The organism is Vibrio owensii (assembly GCF_002021755.1).
In the GTDB taxonomy this organism is placed as follows: domain Bacteria; phylum Pseudomonadota; class Gammaproteobacteria; order Enterobacterales; family Vibrionaceae; genus Vibrio; species Vibrio owensii.
Window position 1 is genome coordinate 456896 of sequence record NZ_CP019960.1, and the last position, 14762, is coordinate 471657.

General features: G+C 44.6%; 18 protein-coding genes. 6 read left to right on the forward strand and 12 right to left on the reverse strand.

Annotation, left to right across the window (positions count from 1 at the left end; translation table 11 throughout):
• Positions 1 to 28: 28 nt before the first annotated feature.
• On the reverse strand, positions 29 to 1057 hold the full coding sequence (gene pyrC / locus A9237_RS18580) for a dihydroorotase (protein WP_020194060.1): 1029 nt from the start codon (positions 1055 to 1057) through the stop codon (positions 29 to 31).
• 154 nt (positions 1058 to 1211) lie between these two features.
• Positions 1212 to 1376 carry a YqaE/Pmp3 family membrane protein gene (locus A9237_RS18585; protein ID WP_005453437.1) on the reverse strand — a complete coding sequence of 55 codons (165 nt, stop codon included), beginning with the start codon at positions 1374 to 1376 and terminating at the stop codon, positions 1212 to 1214.
• A gap of 272 nt (positions 1377 to 1648) precedes the next feature.
• Between A9237_RS18585 and A9237_RS18590 the strand changes: the two genes are divergently transcribed.
• Entirely contained in the window at positions 1649 to 3466 is a 1818-nt protein-coding gene (locus tag A9237_RS18590; RefSeq protein WP_078609026.1) for a hybrid-cluster NAD(P)-dependent oxidoreductase, read from the forward strand.
• Between the two features lie 110 nt (positions 3467 to 3576).
• On the opposite strand, the gene nadE is transcribed toward A9237_RS18590, so the two are convergent.
• Complete coding sequence (gene nadE / locus A9237_RS18595) at positions 3577 to 4407, reverse strand: ammonia-dependent NAD(+) synthetase (RefSeq protein ID WP_020194062.1); 831 nt, start codon at positions 4405 to 4407, stop codon at positions 3577 to 3579.
• Positions 4408 to 4617: 210 nt separating this feature from the next.
• Here nadE and A9237_RS18600 point away from each other — a divergent pair, with 210 nt between their 5' ends.
• Positions 4618 to 5139 carry a nicotinate-nicotinamide nucleotide adenylyltransferase gene (locus tag A9237_RS18600; protein WP_020194063.1) on the forward strand — a complete coding sequence of 174 codons (522 nt, stop codon included), beginning with the start codon at positions 4618 to 4620 and terminating at the stop codon, positions 5137 to 5139.
• Between the two features lie 26 nt (positions 5140 to 5165).
• Entirely contained in the window at positions 5166 to 5648 is a 483-nt protein-coding gene (locus A9237_RS18605; protein WP_005441137.1) for a hypothetical protein, read from the forward strand.
• 64 nt (positions 5649 to 5712) lie between these two features.
• Here the strand turns inward: A9237_RS18605 and A9237_RS18610 are convergent, their stop codons facing one another.
• Positions 5713 to 6321, reverse strand: a complete 609-nt coding sequence (locus A9237_RS18610) for a cupin domain-containing protein (protein WP_078609029.1) — start codon at positions 6319 to 6321, stop codon at positions 5713 to 5715.
• 192 nt (positions 6322 to 6513) lie between these two features.
• Between A9237_RS18610 and A9237_RS18615 the strand changes: the two genes are divergently transcribed.
• Positions 6514 to 7620: a 1-acyl-sn-glycerol-3-phosphate acyltransferase gene (locus A9237_RS18615; RefSeq protein ID WP_009704848.1), complete on the forward strand. Its 1107-nt coding sequence runs from the start codon at positions 6514 to 6516 to the stop codon at positions 7618 to 7620.
• Between the two features lie 75 nt (positions 7621 to 7695).
• On the opposite strand, the gene A9237_RS18620 is transcribed toward A9237_RS18615, so the two are convergent.
• Positions 7696 to 8295: a hypothetical protein gene (locus tag A9237_RS18620; RefSeq protein WP_078609031.1), complete on the reverse strand. Its 600-nt coding sequence runs from the start codon at positions 8293 to 8295 to the stop codon at positions 7696 to 7698.
• Between the two features lie 147 nt (positions 8296 to 8442).
• Here A9237_RS18620 and A9237_RS18625 point away from each other — a divergent pair, with 147 nt between their 5' ends.
• Positions 8443 to 8715, forward strand: coding sequence for a YnjH family protein (locus A9237_RS18625; RefSeq protein WP_032802124.1), 273 nt, complete (start codon positions 8443 to 8445; stop codon positions 8713 to 8715).
• 71 nt (positions 8716 to 8786) lie between these two features.
• On the opposite strand, the gene A9237_RS18630 is transcribed toward A9237_RS18625, so the two are convergent.
• A complete protein-coding gene (locus tag A9237_RS18630; protein WP_005441132.1) occupies positions 8787 to 9086 on the reverse strand; it encodes a YfcZ/YiiS family protein in 300 nt (99 codons plus the stop codon).
• Positions 9087 to 9613: 527 nt separating this feature from the next.
• Here A9237_RS18630 and A9237_RS18635 point away from each other — a divergent pair.
• On the forward strand, positions 9614 to 10075 hold the full coding sequence (locus A9237_RS18635; RefSeq protein WP_005441131.1) for a TetR/AcrR family transcriptional regulator: 462 nt from the start codon (positions 9614 to 9616) through the stop codon (positions 10073 to 10075).
• A gap of 86 nt (positions 10076 to 10161) precedes the next feature.
• On the opposite strand, the gene A9237_RS18640 is transcribed toward A9237_RS18635, so the two are convergent.
• Genes A9237_RS18640 through A9237_RS18665 form a run of 6 tightly spaced genes read right to left on the reverse strand, consistent with a single transcriptional unit; the run spans position 10162 to position 14741 of the window.
• Positions 10162 to 10944, reverse strand: coding sequence for a heme ABC transporter ATP-binding protein (locus A9237_RS18640; RefSeq protein ID WP_078609034.1), 783 nt, complete (start codon positions 10942 to 10944; stop codon positions 10162 to 10164).
• Positions 10944 to 11981, reverse strand: coding sequence for a FecCD family ABC transporter permease (locus A9237_RS18645; RefSeq protein ID WP_020194069.1), 1038 nt, complete (start codon positions 11979 to 11981; stop codon positions 10944 to 10946). Before A9237_RS18645 ends, A9237_RS18640 begins: the two co-directional genes overlap by 1 nt.
• A gap of 9 nt (positions 11982 to 11990) precedes the next feature.
• Positions 11991 to 12860 (reverse strand): heme/hemin ABC transporter substrate-binding protein, encoded by an 870-nt coding sequence (locus tag A9237_RS18650; protein WP_078609036.1) that lies wholly within the window; start codon positions 12858 to 12860, stop codon positions 11991 to 11993.
• Positions 12861 to 12886: 26 nt separating this feature from the next.
• Complete coding sequence (locus A9237_RS18655; RefSeq protein WP_005441127.1) at positions 12887 to 13300, reverse strand: ExbD/TolR family protein; 414 nt, start codon at positions 13298 to 13300, stop codon at positions 12887 to 12889.
• Positions 13297 to 13995, reverse strand: a complete 699-nt coding sequence (locus A9237_RS18660) for a MotA/TolQ/ExbB proton channel family protein (RefSeq protein ID WP_005441125.1) — start codon at positions 13993 to 13995, stop codon at positions 13297 to 13299. The genes A9237_RS18655 and A9237_RS18660 overlap by 4 nt, the downstream gene beginning before the upstream one ends.
• Positions 13995 to 14741 (reverse strand): energy transducer TonB, encoded by a 747-nt coding sequence (locus A9237_RS18665; protein ID WP_038893514.1) that lies wholly within the window; start codon positions 14739 to 14741, stop codon positions 13995 to 13997. The genes A9237_RS18660 and A9237_RS18665 overlap by 1 nt, the downstream gene beginning before the upstream one ends.
• Between the last annotated feature and the right edge of the window lie 21 nt (positions 14742 to 14762).

Consider the following 14762-nt stretch of genomic DNA (forward strand, 5'->3'; position numbering starts at 1 on the left):
ATGACCCTTTTTCATTTCTTGAGGGTGATTACTTCACTTCCCACTCAATTTTTTCATTTGCACGGATTGGCACAACGATGTCGCTGCCAAATGGCATCGTTTCTGGTACATCCCACGCAGCTTTTTCTAGCGTGACGGTATCTGTGTTACGAGCGATGCCGTAAAAATCAGGGCCATTCAAGCTTGCGAATGCTTCTAGGTTTTCTAGCTTGCCTTCGTTCTCAAAGACTTCAGCGTAAAGCTCTAGCGCTGCGTGTGCAGTGTAAGACCCAGCACAACCACAAGCCGATTCTTTTGCGCCTTTTGCGTGTGGCGCTGAATCCGTACCTAGGAAGAACTTCTTGCTGCCGCTTGTTGCTGCTTCGATAAGCGCTTGTTGGTGGGTATTGCGCTTAAGAATTGGTAGGCAGTAGAAGTGTGGCTTAATGCCGCCGACTAGCATGTGGTTACGGTTGAACAGCAGGTGGTGAGCGGTGATAGTGGCTGCAACGTTGTCAGAAGCGTTGTTTACGAAGTTAGCCGCATCCGCAGTCGTGATGTGCTCTAGAACGATTTTTAGGTTAGGGAAGTCGTTGACGATAGGAGCAAGAACCGTGTCTAGGAATTCCTTCTCACGGTCAAAAATATCAACGTGGTTGTGAGTCACTTCACCATGAACCAAAAGCAGCATGCCAACTTCTTCCATCGCTTCAAAAACGTGGTAGATGTTCTTTGCGTCGGTTACGCCAGAATCAGAGTTGGTAGTTGCGCCTGCTGGGTAAAGCTTTGCTGCAACGATTTTGCCTGTTGCTTTAGCTTTGCGGATTTCGTCTGGCGTGGTGTTGTCTGTTAGGTACAGCGCCATAAGAGGTTCGAATTGCTCACCGTGTTGTTCAGCAAGGATGCGATCACGGTAGGCTAGCGCCATTTCAGTATTGGTCACTGGTGGGACGGTGTTTGGCATGATCAGTGCGCGGCCGTTATAACGGCTAATATCGCGAACGGTATCTTTTAGAACTTCACCATCGCGTAAATGAACGTGCCAATCGTCAGGACGAGTAATAGTCAGTGTTGTCATTAATTGCTCCCACCATTTAAAAGTTATGTTTGGAGCCTAAACGCTGCATTTACCTCAAGAGCAAACGCTTGCGCTTAGGCGACAGGATGATAGTGGAATTGCACTTTCATTTCATCCCATTTTTCACATTTCTTTTGGGCAGGAGCTCAGTTGGTTACTTCATCGTCAACCAAAGCGCGTGAATGGTGCCTGGTAGGAAGAAGAAGAACGTTAGGATCAGGTTGATGAAGAAGTCTTTCTCTAGACCTTTTTCCATGTAAACCGCCACTGGTGGAAGGAAGATACAAAGTAGAATTAGAATCAGTTTATTAGTATCCATGGTCTATGCTCCGGATAGGTTATGTATAGTGTCAAAAAGTTGGCGAATTATGTGTGCGATGTCACGTTTTGGCAATCCTTATTTCGTCAATACTGTGCAAATTTATGGAACTCTGTTCATAAAGTGAGACAAAAAAGAACGTTAAAGAGAGACAACGTCAATCACCTTGGGAAGATACCTTATAAAAATTGAGTTTTTATAGGCACTTGGGTCATTACTCTTATGAGGATATGATAGTCCAATAATGAGAAAGTACCTGTAGGAAGAAGGCTATGTCGCAATCAGTTTTGTCCCAAATTAATGTTTTTCCAGTTAAATCCGTCGGAGGTGTTGCCTTATCTTCCGCTTGGGTAGAAAAACAAGGATTGAGTTTTGATCGTCGATTTATGATTGCGACATCAGATGGCTCAATGGTGACCGCTCGAAAATTCCCTCAAATGGTGACCATCAAGTCCGCGCTGTTGCCAGACGGAGTGGTGTTTACCAGTCTTGGCGAAGAGCCACTAAAGATCCGTTATCAAGATTTCAAAATGCAGGAAGCACCTGCAACGGTTTGGAAAGACAGTTTTACGGCATACACCACCACTGACGAAGCGGATGATTGGTTTAGTAAAGTGTTAGGCCTTCGCGTTGAGTTACTTTTTACTGGTGAGCAATCCAATCGTGTAAGAGAGAAGTTGGGTCACAACGTTAGCTTTGCCGATGGTTATCCGGTGCTTGTTATCAGTGAAGCGTCACTGGAAGAGCTAAATCGCAGAAGCTCTGAACAGCACTCAATGGATCAATTTCGAACCAACCTAGTGGTATCTGATACCAAGCCATTTGAAGAAGACTCATGGAAACGTATTCGCATTGGCGAAGTGGAATTTGAATCTGTAAAACCTTGTGAGCGTTGTATTCTAACCACCGTTAATACTCAACGCGGTACATTCCGAGAAAGCAAAGAACCACTTAAGACTCTGCAAGAATTCCGTGCGAACGAGCGTGGCGGTGTGTTCTTTGGTCAAAACCTTGTTGCTCTTAATGAAGGCATTATTCGTTCTGGTGACAAAGTCGAAGTGCTGGAATACAAAGAGCCAGAGTTTTATCCAGACAATTCTCCTAATCGAATGACGCTCACTTGTGTGGAACGAGAAGAGATTGCGCGCGACTTCGTCACCTTATGGCTTGAGCCAAGCAAAGGTCAGTTACCAACGTACTTACCGGGTCAGCATTTACCTATTGAAGTGGATATAGAAGGTAAGAAAGTAGGGCGTCGCTACACCTTGTCATCTAGCCCATCTCGCCCGGGTCGCTACGCGATTTCGGTTAAGCGCGTTTCTGGTGGGCGTGTGTCTAATTCACTGCTTGATAATCTGCAAGTAGGGGATGTTCTGGAAGCAGAAACGCCAGATGGTCAATTTCATCTAAAAGAGCATTCTGTCCAGCCTCTATTGTTGTTGTCTGCAGGCAGCGGTGTAACCCCAATGCTGTCGATGGTTCGTTACTTGGCTGATCACAACCAACTTGATGATGTGGTGTTCTACCATCAGTGCAGCAGCGAGATTGATATCCCATGTAAAGATGAGCTAGATGAACTGAGACGTCAGCATCCGGGACTAGATGTGAAGATTTGCTTAACTCAACCTGCGGTGGATTGGTTTGGTTTGAAAGGAAGAATCAGTCTGTCTCATATCAAGCAGATCAAAGATGTTGAGAAGCGCCAAGTGTTCGTTTGTGGCCCTGATGGTTTTATGCAAAAGGCGAAAAATCTCCTACTCAAGAAAGGCCTACCAGAAGATAACTATCATCAAGAAGCATTCGGCGTTGCGGCTACTACAGCCAAGCCAGAGAAAAGTGTTGAGATTGAATTCAACGGCTTTAAGTTGATGGGTAACAACCAACAAACGCTACTTGAGCAAGTAGAGAATGCAGGCAAAACCATTAGCAACAGCTGTCGAGCAGGCTTGTGTGGTGCTTGTAAGGTTCAATTAGAATCAGGGCTAGTCGATCACCCAGATGTACCTGCTATCAGCGCAGAGGAACGTGCGATGGGTAAAGTGTTGGCATGTTGTGCAATCCCACAAACGGACGTGACACTCGCGGACTGAACGCGTTAAAAATAAACGGTAACAAACAAAAACGCCGCTAATTTAGCGGCGTTTTTCTATTTATCTCAGAGCGGTTTCAGAAACAAATCGCTTAAGGATAAAATCGTCATTTAGTCGTAGATCGTTGGGATCGGCTGACGTTTGTGCTGAGTCATTTTGTAGATTGCTACAAGACGATCACTCACTTCTTGCGATACAGGCTTGCCTTCTAGGAAGTCATCGATCTGCTCGTAAGTTAGGCTCAAAGCATCTTCATCTGCTTTTTGTGGCGCCAGTTCTTCTAGGTCTGCAGTCGGGACTTTCTTCACTAGTTGCTCAGGTGCACCTAATGTTGCAGCCACTTCACGAACTTGACGTTTGCTCAAACCAAACAGTGGTGCCATATCGCACGCACCATCACCGAACTTGGTGTAAAAACCGGTGATGTTTTCCGCTGAGTGGTCAGTACCAAGCACTAAACCGCCAACGTAACCGGCGATTTCGTATTGAGCAACCATGCGAGCACGCGCTTTTACGTTACCTTTCACGAAGTCTACTTTTGCTGCTTCCGTTGGAAGAAGACCAGTACCTTCTAATGCAACGTGAGAAGCGGCGTGAAGACCATCTACACCTGCTTTGATGTTTACCGATACAGAGTGCGTTGGTTGGATAAAAGCAAGAGCAAGTTGTGCTTCGTCTTCATCTTTTTGCTCACCGTAAGGCAAACGAACGGCGATAAACTGGTAGCTATTGTCGCCAGCTTCTTCGTTCAGTTCGTCTACAGCCAATTGAGCCAAACGACCACATGTCGTTGAGTCAACGCCACCGCTGATGCCAAGAACAAGAGACTTACAGCCTGCTTCTTGCAATTTACGCTTGATAAAAGCGACACGGCGTTCAATTTCGAAATGCGGATCGATAGAAGGGAGTACTCGCATTTCATCGCGGATGGATTGTTCCATTTAGGGTTCCTTTTCCTGCAAATATGTACGACACCAAATGAGTGTGAATAAATTCATACTGCGGCAGGCGTTTATAGTTCACAAATGGTGAGAAACCATGCAGTTGATGTTCATAAACGTCGCTTTAGTGTCAAAAAGCTCTAAAGATTAGTAGTATCATACCGAAATCATCGGATTAGAAAACTCTCTTCAACCAGGTAATCACCGGATATGAAAAAAATCGCCGTTTTTGGCAGCGCATTTAACCCGCCAAGCTTAGGTCACAAGAGCGTGATCGAGTCACTGAGCCACTTTGATCTCGTGCTACTTGAGCCAAGCATTGCACACGCTTGGGGCAAAAATATGTTGGATTACCCAATTCGGTGCAAACTGGTTGATGCCTTCATTAAGGACATGGGGCTTTCTAATGTTCAACGCTCTGACCTTGAGCAAGCTTTGTACCAGCCTGGACAAAGTGTGACGACTTTTGCGTTATTAGAAAAAATTCAAGAAATCCACACGCAAGCCGATATAACTTTTGTCATAGGTCCTGATAATTTTTTCAAATTTGCTAAATTTTACAGAGCAGAAGAAATAACCGAACGTTGGACTGTGATGGCGTGTCCTGAAAAAGTCAAAATCAGAAGCACGGACATTCGTAATGCATTGTTAGAGGGTGAAGACATCAGTGCATTCACGACACCAACGGTCAATAAACTATTGCTAAGCGAAGGCTTATACAAACAATCGTAATCTGAAAACGAAGAGGTCAGATTTTCATGGTCAGAGTTGTGGTACTTAGTGCATGCGCGCTGCTTGTGGCAACACAGGCTAGCTCTGCTTGTAACTATTTATCTGATCGTTCCGTCGTGTTTGCTGATAACACCATGCCTATCTGTGAAGATATTTTTGATAGTGTGGGTGTGTTAAGTATGGACACGATCAATTGGTACATTGCTGAAAAGTCGATTGAAGGGCCTACAGAGAGCTATTGGGATCAGTGGGCAATCAAATCGGAAGACACGCCGATTCTTACTCAGAATCTAGAAAGTAACTACTTTGGTCTTGGGCTATGGATGCCAGAAGAACTGAGGGATGAAGAGGCGAAGATGAGCACAGAAGAGTGGCTAAAAAGCCATGGTTTGATGTTCAGCGTCGGTTTTGGTGATAAGAGCGGTGATGAACCAAGAATGCGTTTTGATTACCGCTGGCACGAATACTACGATGCCGATTGGATGATGCAAATAGAAGTGCCGTTTTAACCGAATTCAAAACAAAAAGGACGTACTCAGTACGTCCTTTTTTCATTCTTGTCTTCGTTAGTTTTTATAGTGCTTCCCCAAACACTAAAAAACACAACTGTTCGTATTCTTCGTCGTTGTTGTCGAACAATCTTGCAACGATGTCCGCTTGCTTCTTGCCTGACAACTTCATCTTACGTGCTTCTCTTAAGGTCAAGACAAGACAAAGCTCTATCGAAATTGAAGAATCACAGCCCGGCTTCCACTTATTAATCGAGTCTGTCAGTGGAGAGCCAGTCAACATTGGCTTTAGTGTCAGAACTTCATGTCTAACAACTGCCAGTAAATCCATCTGGTGTTCGCTACGTGCTTTTGTTGTCACTAACTTTTCAATCAACGCTGACAATAGAGCAGATGGCTTCACGTAACCTGCTTGTTGAGCAAATGCGTCAGTTAAGCGCACAGAAAAGTCACAGCGAGTTACTCGCGTGTTAGGCAAAAAGGTGAGGGAGCTCAAACATCCCTGAGGAATCCAGAAATACTGACCCGGTTCAATGGCATACTCATGTTTACCCAATTTAATGATCGCCAAACCTTCTACTACTGATAGTAAGCTGTGTTTTAGCGCTTTTTTACGCGCAGCAACATTAAGAAAAGGGTAATTAGCGTCGTGAAATTCAATTGCGTAGTTCATTGTGAATACCAGAGTTTTTGGGGCGCTAAGGGTAACGCTAAACCCCTAAATTGCCAACCGGATAACAGATTTTTTTGCGAATAGAAATTGTAATGGTACTGGTATGACCATGTTAAAAGTATGGTCTGAATTGCTGCGGGTTGGCAAAACAATGCGTAAAATGTGCCAGCTCTTTTTGAAATGAATTGAATAATGACTGCCAATACCGATCCTTATATTGAAATTCGTCCATATAACGACGAAGAAATCCCAGCTGCGCTGGACCGCCTGATCAAAGACGATGAGTTTATCAGCGCGATTTTAAACCACCGTTTTGCAAACAAAGCTGCGTGGTTCAAAACTCTCATGAGTCCGATTATCCGTGTCTACTTAAAAGCGAAGTGGAGCAAATTGGATTCTGTGGAGGCAATTCAGCTGGAAGTGAAGAAGTATCTTCAAGATACGCTTAATAGCACCACTGACGGTGTGACGTTTTCTGGCCTTGACCAACTGGACAAGAATACGTCTTACTTATTTGTTTCTAACCACCGTGATATCGCGATGGATCCTGCTCTAGTAAACTACGGTTTGCACCAAACGGATCATCGTACAGTGCGTATTGCAATTGGTGACAACCTGCTTAAGAAGCCTTGTGCGACTGAGCTAATGAGATTGAACAAAAGCTTTATCGTTAAACGCTCGGCGAAAGCGCCGCGCGAAATGATGAAAGCGTTGGGCTTGCTATCAAGCTACATCAAGCACTCTCTTGATACCGGCAACTCGATTTGGATTGCGCAAAAAGAAGGTCGTGCCAAAGACGGTAATGACTTTACTGATCCTGCCATCTTAAAGATGTTTCATGTTGAAGGGCGTAAGCAAAAAGTAAGTTTTGGTGAATACACGCGTTCATTGAAGATTGTGCCTGTTTCCATCTCTTACCAGAATGACCCTTGTGACATTGCAAAAGCCAAAGAGCTGTATGAGAAAGCAGAGAATGGTAGCTACGAGAAAGGTGAATTCGAAGATATCGAAAGCATCATTCAAGGTATCGTTGGCTACAAAGGTAAAGTACACGTTGCATTTGGTGATGTGATCGATCAAGAGTTTGAGACTCCGGATGAGCTCGCGAACGAAATCGATCGTCAAATTCACAATAACTATCGTGTGTTCCCAATCAACCTGCTTGCTGCGGGTCGTGAAGATGAGTCGATTACGGAGTCGGTGAAATCTCAGTTGCAAGAGAAGTTGGAGCAACTGCCTAACGGTGCTCACAGTTACTTAGTGGCTAGTTACGCTAACCCAGTAAACAACCAAGAATGATTTAAACTTCGCTCAGTGCTTTGCAATAAAGTACTGAGCGCTTGGTTTCAGGAAGGAGCTTTCATCCAAGCCTTTCTATGGCGCAACTGCGCCACCTAGGGTCAAATTCGTTGGCCATTTCGTAACTCGATTTCCGCCCAAAAAGATATTGCCTTTCACTGTCATGGTGTCTGGAAATTTTGTCAGTTTAGAACCACCTATGTACAGGTTACCATCCACGATTAAACCTTCCGGCAGTTCGGTAAGCGGTGTGCGAATGACGCTTAGATCGCCTTTCACTCTTAATCTTGCGGGCAAACTGGTTAACGGGTTATCGGTTAAGTTTAAATAGCCGCCTAATTTGACACCGCGTGGCCAACGTTCAATCTTACTACCGAGTAAGTTCGCGTAACCCTTAATTTTTACCCCTGGTCTTATCGTTTTTAATGCGCTGTTGGTGGCTTCTAGGCTTCCTTGAACATCTAACCCTCTCGGTAATTTGGTGATTGGTGTTTGTGAAATGTTTAGATTGCCTTTTACAACCAATCCATCAGGTATCGTGGTATAGGGCTTATTACGAAGGTCAATGTTGCCATAGTTATCGGTATGGCCAAATTTGGCATAGTAATCGAGCTCATAAGCAATGGATGAGCTGGAAAAAGCCGTCAGAGCGAGTGAGATAAGTAAAGCGCGCATAACCGATACAGTATTGAGGATAAGTGGAAAAGGATAACGTAAAGCATAGTAGGCCGCTACAGTCTAATGTCTCAAGAATATGAGATGCTGCCAAGAACATGAAACGTTTCTTTGTTAACTTATGTGGTCTTCATTGAGGGGATATTCATGAACTTAAGAACGATTTCTATGCTGGTCGCGAGTACTGCTATGGCCTTCTCAGGCGTTGTATTAGCAAAATCTTACAGTACACCAGATACTAAGGCTCTAGTAGTGGCAGACGGGAAACTAGGACAGCGGGTTTGTTACTACGACGATAAGGCATACACGACTGGGGCGGTGCTAAACATAGATGGCGTATTGCTCGTGTGTACCGATGAGAATGACTTTGAAACCAACGGTTCACTGAAGTGGGTTGTGTTTCAGAAAGACAACCAGTAACAAACCAATCAAGCATTAAAAAAGCGAGCTAAGAGCTCGCTTTTATCTATATGTCGATTATATATCGATGATTAACGCGCTAGAGAGCGAGTCTTAAGTTCAAAGATAAGCTTTTCAGCACTTACTTCAAACTTGAATCGAGCCGTTAGCTCTTTAGATTCTTCTGTCAGTTCTGAAACGTTGTATTCAACGTCAGCACAAACTTGTGTTGCTAGTTCGATGTATTTCGCCAACTCAGCTTCTAGTGCTGCTTTAGTCTCTGCGAAAATCGTTACGTCGGCAACATCGTCACCTTCTTTGATGATAAAACCCATTTCACCAGCGCAACCGCAAGCTTCACATACTTGGTTTTCTTCTAATTCGACACTCATAACGAATCCTCTTGTAAATACTGTGGGTATTCTATCAGGTATTTGATCTCTATCTACAAAAATGAATGATTTTGGATAAAAAAGGCACGGTATGTTATGTTGTTAACAGTGGGTTAATTAATTTTATTAGAACTTCCTTAAGGAAATTAATGTGATATGTATCAATATTTAAAATCAATTAACCTAGATATTCGTGAGATTTTTGTCAGGTTAGTTGAACTGGGGTTCAATTTATAAGACTATTTCCGGATTAATTATTTTTACATAATTATCATTCTTAGCCTGAGAATAGTTTCGATGAATGATTTGGTGCAAGGTTTTGATGGAGTGGACTTTTCGCCATATTTTGAGTCACATGTATTGACAGAAATATCACTGTAAATTGCACGTTACGCAGTGCACTTTAGTTATGATTGGTCCTCTGATTTGTTGTTAGAGGCATACAGTACATAATGCTGAGGATGATTTTCATTCTGGCCTCATTTAATTGTGAGTTAGATGGATTTACAAAGAGAAGAGCTTAAAATATGCCAAAGCGTAGTAAAGAAGATACCGAAATCACTATCCAGAAAATCATGGATGCCGTTGTTGATCAGCTTCTAAGACTTGGTTATGACAAAATGTCTTACACCACGTTAAGTCAACAAACAGGTGTATCGCGTACAGGTATTAGCCACCATTTCCCTAAGAAAACGGACTTTACCGCCGCGTTAGACGGTCGTATCTTCAAAATGTTCGTAGAACATCTAGAATTTGATAAAGGTCTGGATGCGTTCTCTAAGAGCTGGATTAAGGCTCTAGAAGATACTGAATTCTTAGCGATCTTGCGTCTATTGTTCCACCATATTGTTACTTCAGAAAGCGCACATGAGTTTGCTGCAAATGGCATCGACCGTTTGTACAAGATGGCAGAAAGCCAATTTGGTGCAGGTAGCGACAAAGAGCTAGAGTGGTTGATTGGTCGTTCGTTGATTCAAATGAGCAAATAACCCCAAAACAAAAAGCCCCGCAACGTTGCGGGGCTTTTTGTATGCCTATCATTTGGAATGACAAACAAGGGCTTAAAACGCGCTGATTAAGCCGCTGCGTGCACTTGAGGAAAATCCAAGGTTGGGTGCTTAGTCACGATTGAGCGGTAGCCATAGACTTGCTCAATGCGTTCTGGAGTCAGTGCATTCCAAGGCGTGTCATCACATACTAACTTGCCATCATGCAGCAGGACTAAGCGGTCTGCATATTGAGAAGCTAAGTTCAAATCATGCAACACAACCACGACGGCAGCATTATTCTCTTTGGCTGCTGCGCGAGCAATTTTTAAGGTGTTGTGCTGGTGAGCCAAATCCAAAGCGGAGGTCGGCTCATCTAACATCAAGATTTTCTTATCGCCAGACTGATGAAGCTGAGTGAGAACACGTGCTAAATGCAAACGCTGCTTTTCACCACCAGATAGGGCAGGGTAGAGGCTATCAGCTAAATGCAAAACATCAGTTTGTTGCATGTAATGCAACGCGAGTTCACTGGTTTCTTTATTGGAGATAGAAAGAGGGATTGCTCCGAGCTCGACCACTTCTCTCGCTAAGAATGGAAACGTCAATGTGCTGTGTTGCGGCAGCATCGCGACGTGTTTTGCACTCTCTGCAGGTTCCCAATCATTCTTTTGGGTACCAAAGAATTCGATATCATTTTGAGATGGGATTTCACCACACAGCAGCTTTAATAACGTACTCTTGCCGGCTCCGTTCGGACCAAGCAATGCTGTGACTTCTCCAGCTCTAATCTCAATACTGATGTCGTCCAGAACGACACGGCTTCCGTATCGCATCGAAATATTTCTGCCCGACAAAACGGTGTTATTCATTACAGGATTTTCCCTTTTTGTTGGAACAGTAAGTAGATAAAGAATGGAGCACCAATCAGTGCAGTAACGATACCTACTGGTAATTCTGCTGGTGCAACTGCGACACGTGCAAACATATCTGCTGCCGTAAGAAGTAATGCGCCCATCAAAGCAGAAATAGGAAGCAGAGTTCGATGGTCAGGACCTGCGAGCATACGACCTAAGTGAGGAATAACAAGGCCGATAAAGCCAATAGCGCCACAGATACTCACGGTAATCCCCACACCTACTGCAGATAACAAAATGAGCTGTCGTTTTAGCTTCTGAACGGGAACGCCCAAATGCCTTGCTTCAGATTCGCCCAGTAGGAGAGCGTTTAGCGACATCGCTTTTTTCTGGAACCAGAACATCAGCAATACCAATGTCACGGCCGCTAAGCCAATACCTGACCAATTCGCACCGGCTAGTGATCCCATAGACCACAGCGTTAAGTCACGCAGCATTTGATCGTCTGCGATGAAGTTCATGAAGCCAATAGCGGCCCCTGATAATGCACTGATAGCAACACCAGCAAGAAGCATGATGGTAACGGATGTACCAAACTTGCTTGTACCCAGCCAGTAAACTAAGACAGTAGTGATTGCGCCGCCCAAGAAAGCAAAAAAAGGCAGTGCTGCTAGGTTCATTAATGTTGGGTAGTTTTGGCTGAAATCAGCAAAAACGACGATAGCAAATGCACCACCTAGCGCCGCACCAGCAGAGACACCGATGATGCCAGGCTCGGCGAGTGGGTTTCGGAACAAGCCCTGCATGACGACACCACAGATCGCTAAAATGGCACCGATAAACATGCAAAGAATAGTGCGAGGAAGTCGTATTTCGTTGATAACCAGTTGGATGTGAGGAGCAAGGTCAGAGCTTGCCCCTGTTAAGCTTCGCAGGCTGTCTGCGAAGCTGATATTCATTGGGCCTACAGTAATTGAAGCAACTGCGATAAAGGCTAAGATGCCGGATAAAGCAAGCAGAATAGTAGGTAAAGGGGTACGTCTTAATAGCATTGAATCTCTCTACGGGTATAGCAGCTCATTTAGGCGCTTCGCTTCAGAAAGGCTCTTTAGTCCCAAACCACCTACGAGTGCGTGGCCATCAATCGTCACGATGTTTTTGTTCATCCCAGCCGGGGTAGCTGCAAGCAGAGGCATCGCTTTCAAAATGGCATCTGCACCACCCATTGTTTGGTAACTGCGGCCACTTACTAGGATTACATCAGGCTGCATTTCAACCATGGCCTCTGTAGATAGAGGTTTGTATGACGATAGCTGACCTGCCGCTGGGTTTTCACCACCCGCAAGCTGAATGATGGCATCTGGCGTGGTTTCTGAACCTGCGACGTTTGCAGGACGACCTTCATGAATAAGAAGGAAGAGGACTTTCTTTTTGTCAGCTTTTGCAGGTTGGTTGCTCTCAAGTGCTTTTACTTGCGTTTCAACTTCTGTTTTTAGCGCTGTTGCTTGAGTTTGACGATGCATGATGTTGGCAATTTGGTCTATGCGATCCACAAGACCTTCAACATTTGCTTCTGTGTTTACAATCTCTACATCTACACCAGCAGACTTTAGTTGCTCAAGTGTTGTGCTCGGGCCCATTTCATCAGAACCAATCACTTTAGTTGGGCTAAGTGCTAGTAAACCTTCAGCAGACAGACGACGGTGGTAACCTACTTTTGGCAATTCCATTTCTTTTGGAAGTTGGCTGGTGACGTCAACAGCAACAAGGCTGTCTTTCGCATCAAGCGCGATAAGCAATTCGGTGACAGCGCTACCCGCACTAACAACACGTTCAGAAGATGGGGCTTCATTGGCAAAAAGACTCGCACTTGCCAGCATCGTGACAGCTGCTGTTAAGGCGGTGCGTACTGGAGATAGTGTTTTATTCATTAGGATGTTCTCAATCTTATGTTCTTTTATTGCGACTCTTCAGTGAGCAATTGAGTCGCTTGAATTCCGTTTTCTTGTAAAAAGCCAAGAAGCTTAACCAGTGACTGAATATCGGCGGTTTTTTCAGCGCCAATCACAATCGGTTTATCTGTTGATTTACTTTCTTCTAGCAGAGCAATCGTGAAGTTTTCCCAATCGATGTAAGACTTGCCATTGATTGCCCAGTGCGGCTCGTCTTTAAGGATGTTGACCGTAATTGATTGTTTATCAACTTCAGCAACGGCTTGGGAATCAGTGCTTGGAAGGTTGACATCCAAAGAGTCGAGCTTCACCGCTGCAGTCAACATCAAGAACACCATTACAATAAAGATAATATCCAGTAACGGGGTTAGGTCCGGTGTTAAACCATGGCTGCTATTGTCTTGAGGTGCTTTAATCATGAGCTTCTCGCTTCCACATGATCAGCAACCGTTGCGATTTCTTTGTTGTTTTCTGGAGAAACGTGTTGCAAAGAAATGCCTTCTAACCAGAGGTTTACATAGTTCAGTGTGTGCTCAAGCTTGGCAATAACGCGGTCAGCCCAAAGACCAATCAGTTGTGCACCAGAAATAGCAGGTAACGCGATGATCAAGCCAGCGGCAGTCGTGCGCATCGCGAGACCTAGGCCATCAGCCAAATCGTTTGGCGTGATGTTACCTGTGGAAGACGCTATGCCTTTAAACATATCGATCAGGCCAAGTACCGTACCTAATAAACCGATAAGCGGGCTGATCACGCCAATCAGAGTCAATAAACGAAGACCTGAATGCAATTGATGGCGCTTTTCTTGTAGCCAAATCCCTGCCGCATCTTCTCGCAAAGATTTAGAAAATGAGTGATGCGCTAGCAACATTGCAACGCCGCGATAGAGAAGAGGGCGTTTGCCTGAAAGTTCATCCGCTAGCGCTTCGATATCTTTGTTGTTGGTCGGATCAAGGTTATTCAGCTTTTGACGAATTGCGCGTTTGCCTACGCCTAGACTGATGAATACTTGAAAGAGTCGTTCCGCAATGATCATGACTGTAAGTGCAGAGCAAATAACTAAAGGCCAAGTCATAAGACCAAATTGGGTTTGTAAATGTTGTAGCTGTTCCATTATCCATCCAACTTAAAACGAACTGGGATTTGAACTCGGTGAGCAACTTTTTGCCCGCCAGAAATATGTGGTGAGAATTGCCATTGTTTGATGGCACGCAGTGCTGAAACGTCGAGCATTTCTGCACCGGAAGATTCGATAAGTACTTGTTTTACTTGGTTGCCATTTTCGTCCAACCAAACCTCATAAAGTGCCACGCCTTCGATACCACGTTTACGAGCTGAACGAGGGTAACGAGGCTGAACAGGCTGGGAAACAAAAGCAGGCTGATCAATCATCACAGGCTGAGACGTTGCGCCTTTTGATTGTTCCGTCGGCGCTGCTTTTTGTTGCGGTACAGGCTCTTTTGCCACTTTCTTTTCCACTTTTTCTTTTGGCTGTGGATCTTTCTTGGCAACAGGCTTAGATGTTTGCGGCTTCTTAACTGGCTTCGGTTTTTTCTCGACAGGTTTCTTTTTGATCGCTTCTTTCTTCACGATTGGCTTTTCTACCGTCTTTTTAACCGGTTTAGGCTCTGGCTTTGGTTGAGGCTTTTTTTGTGGCTCTGGTTGCTTCTCTTCTACCACTTCTTGTGGTGTCGGTTCAGCTTGGACTGGTTTGGGAGCCGAGACTAAATTGAGGCTAACCGAGCTAGTAGGATTCCCTGCAGGCATTGCAAACACCTTCGTCTCTTGGGAGACAAAAAGCAGTGCAGCGTGCACCACTAAAGAGGCGCCTCCGGCAATGACATATCTTTTTACGTTCACGGGTAAATCTCGGTATTGCTA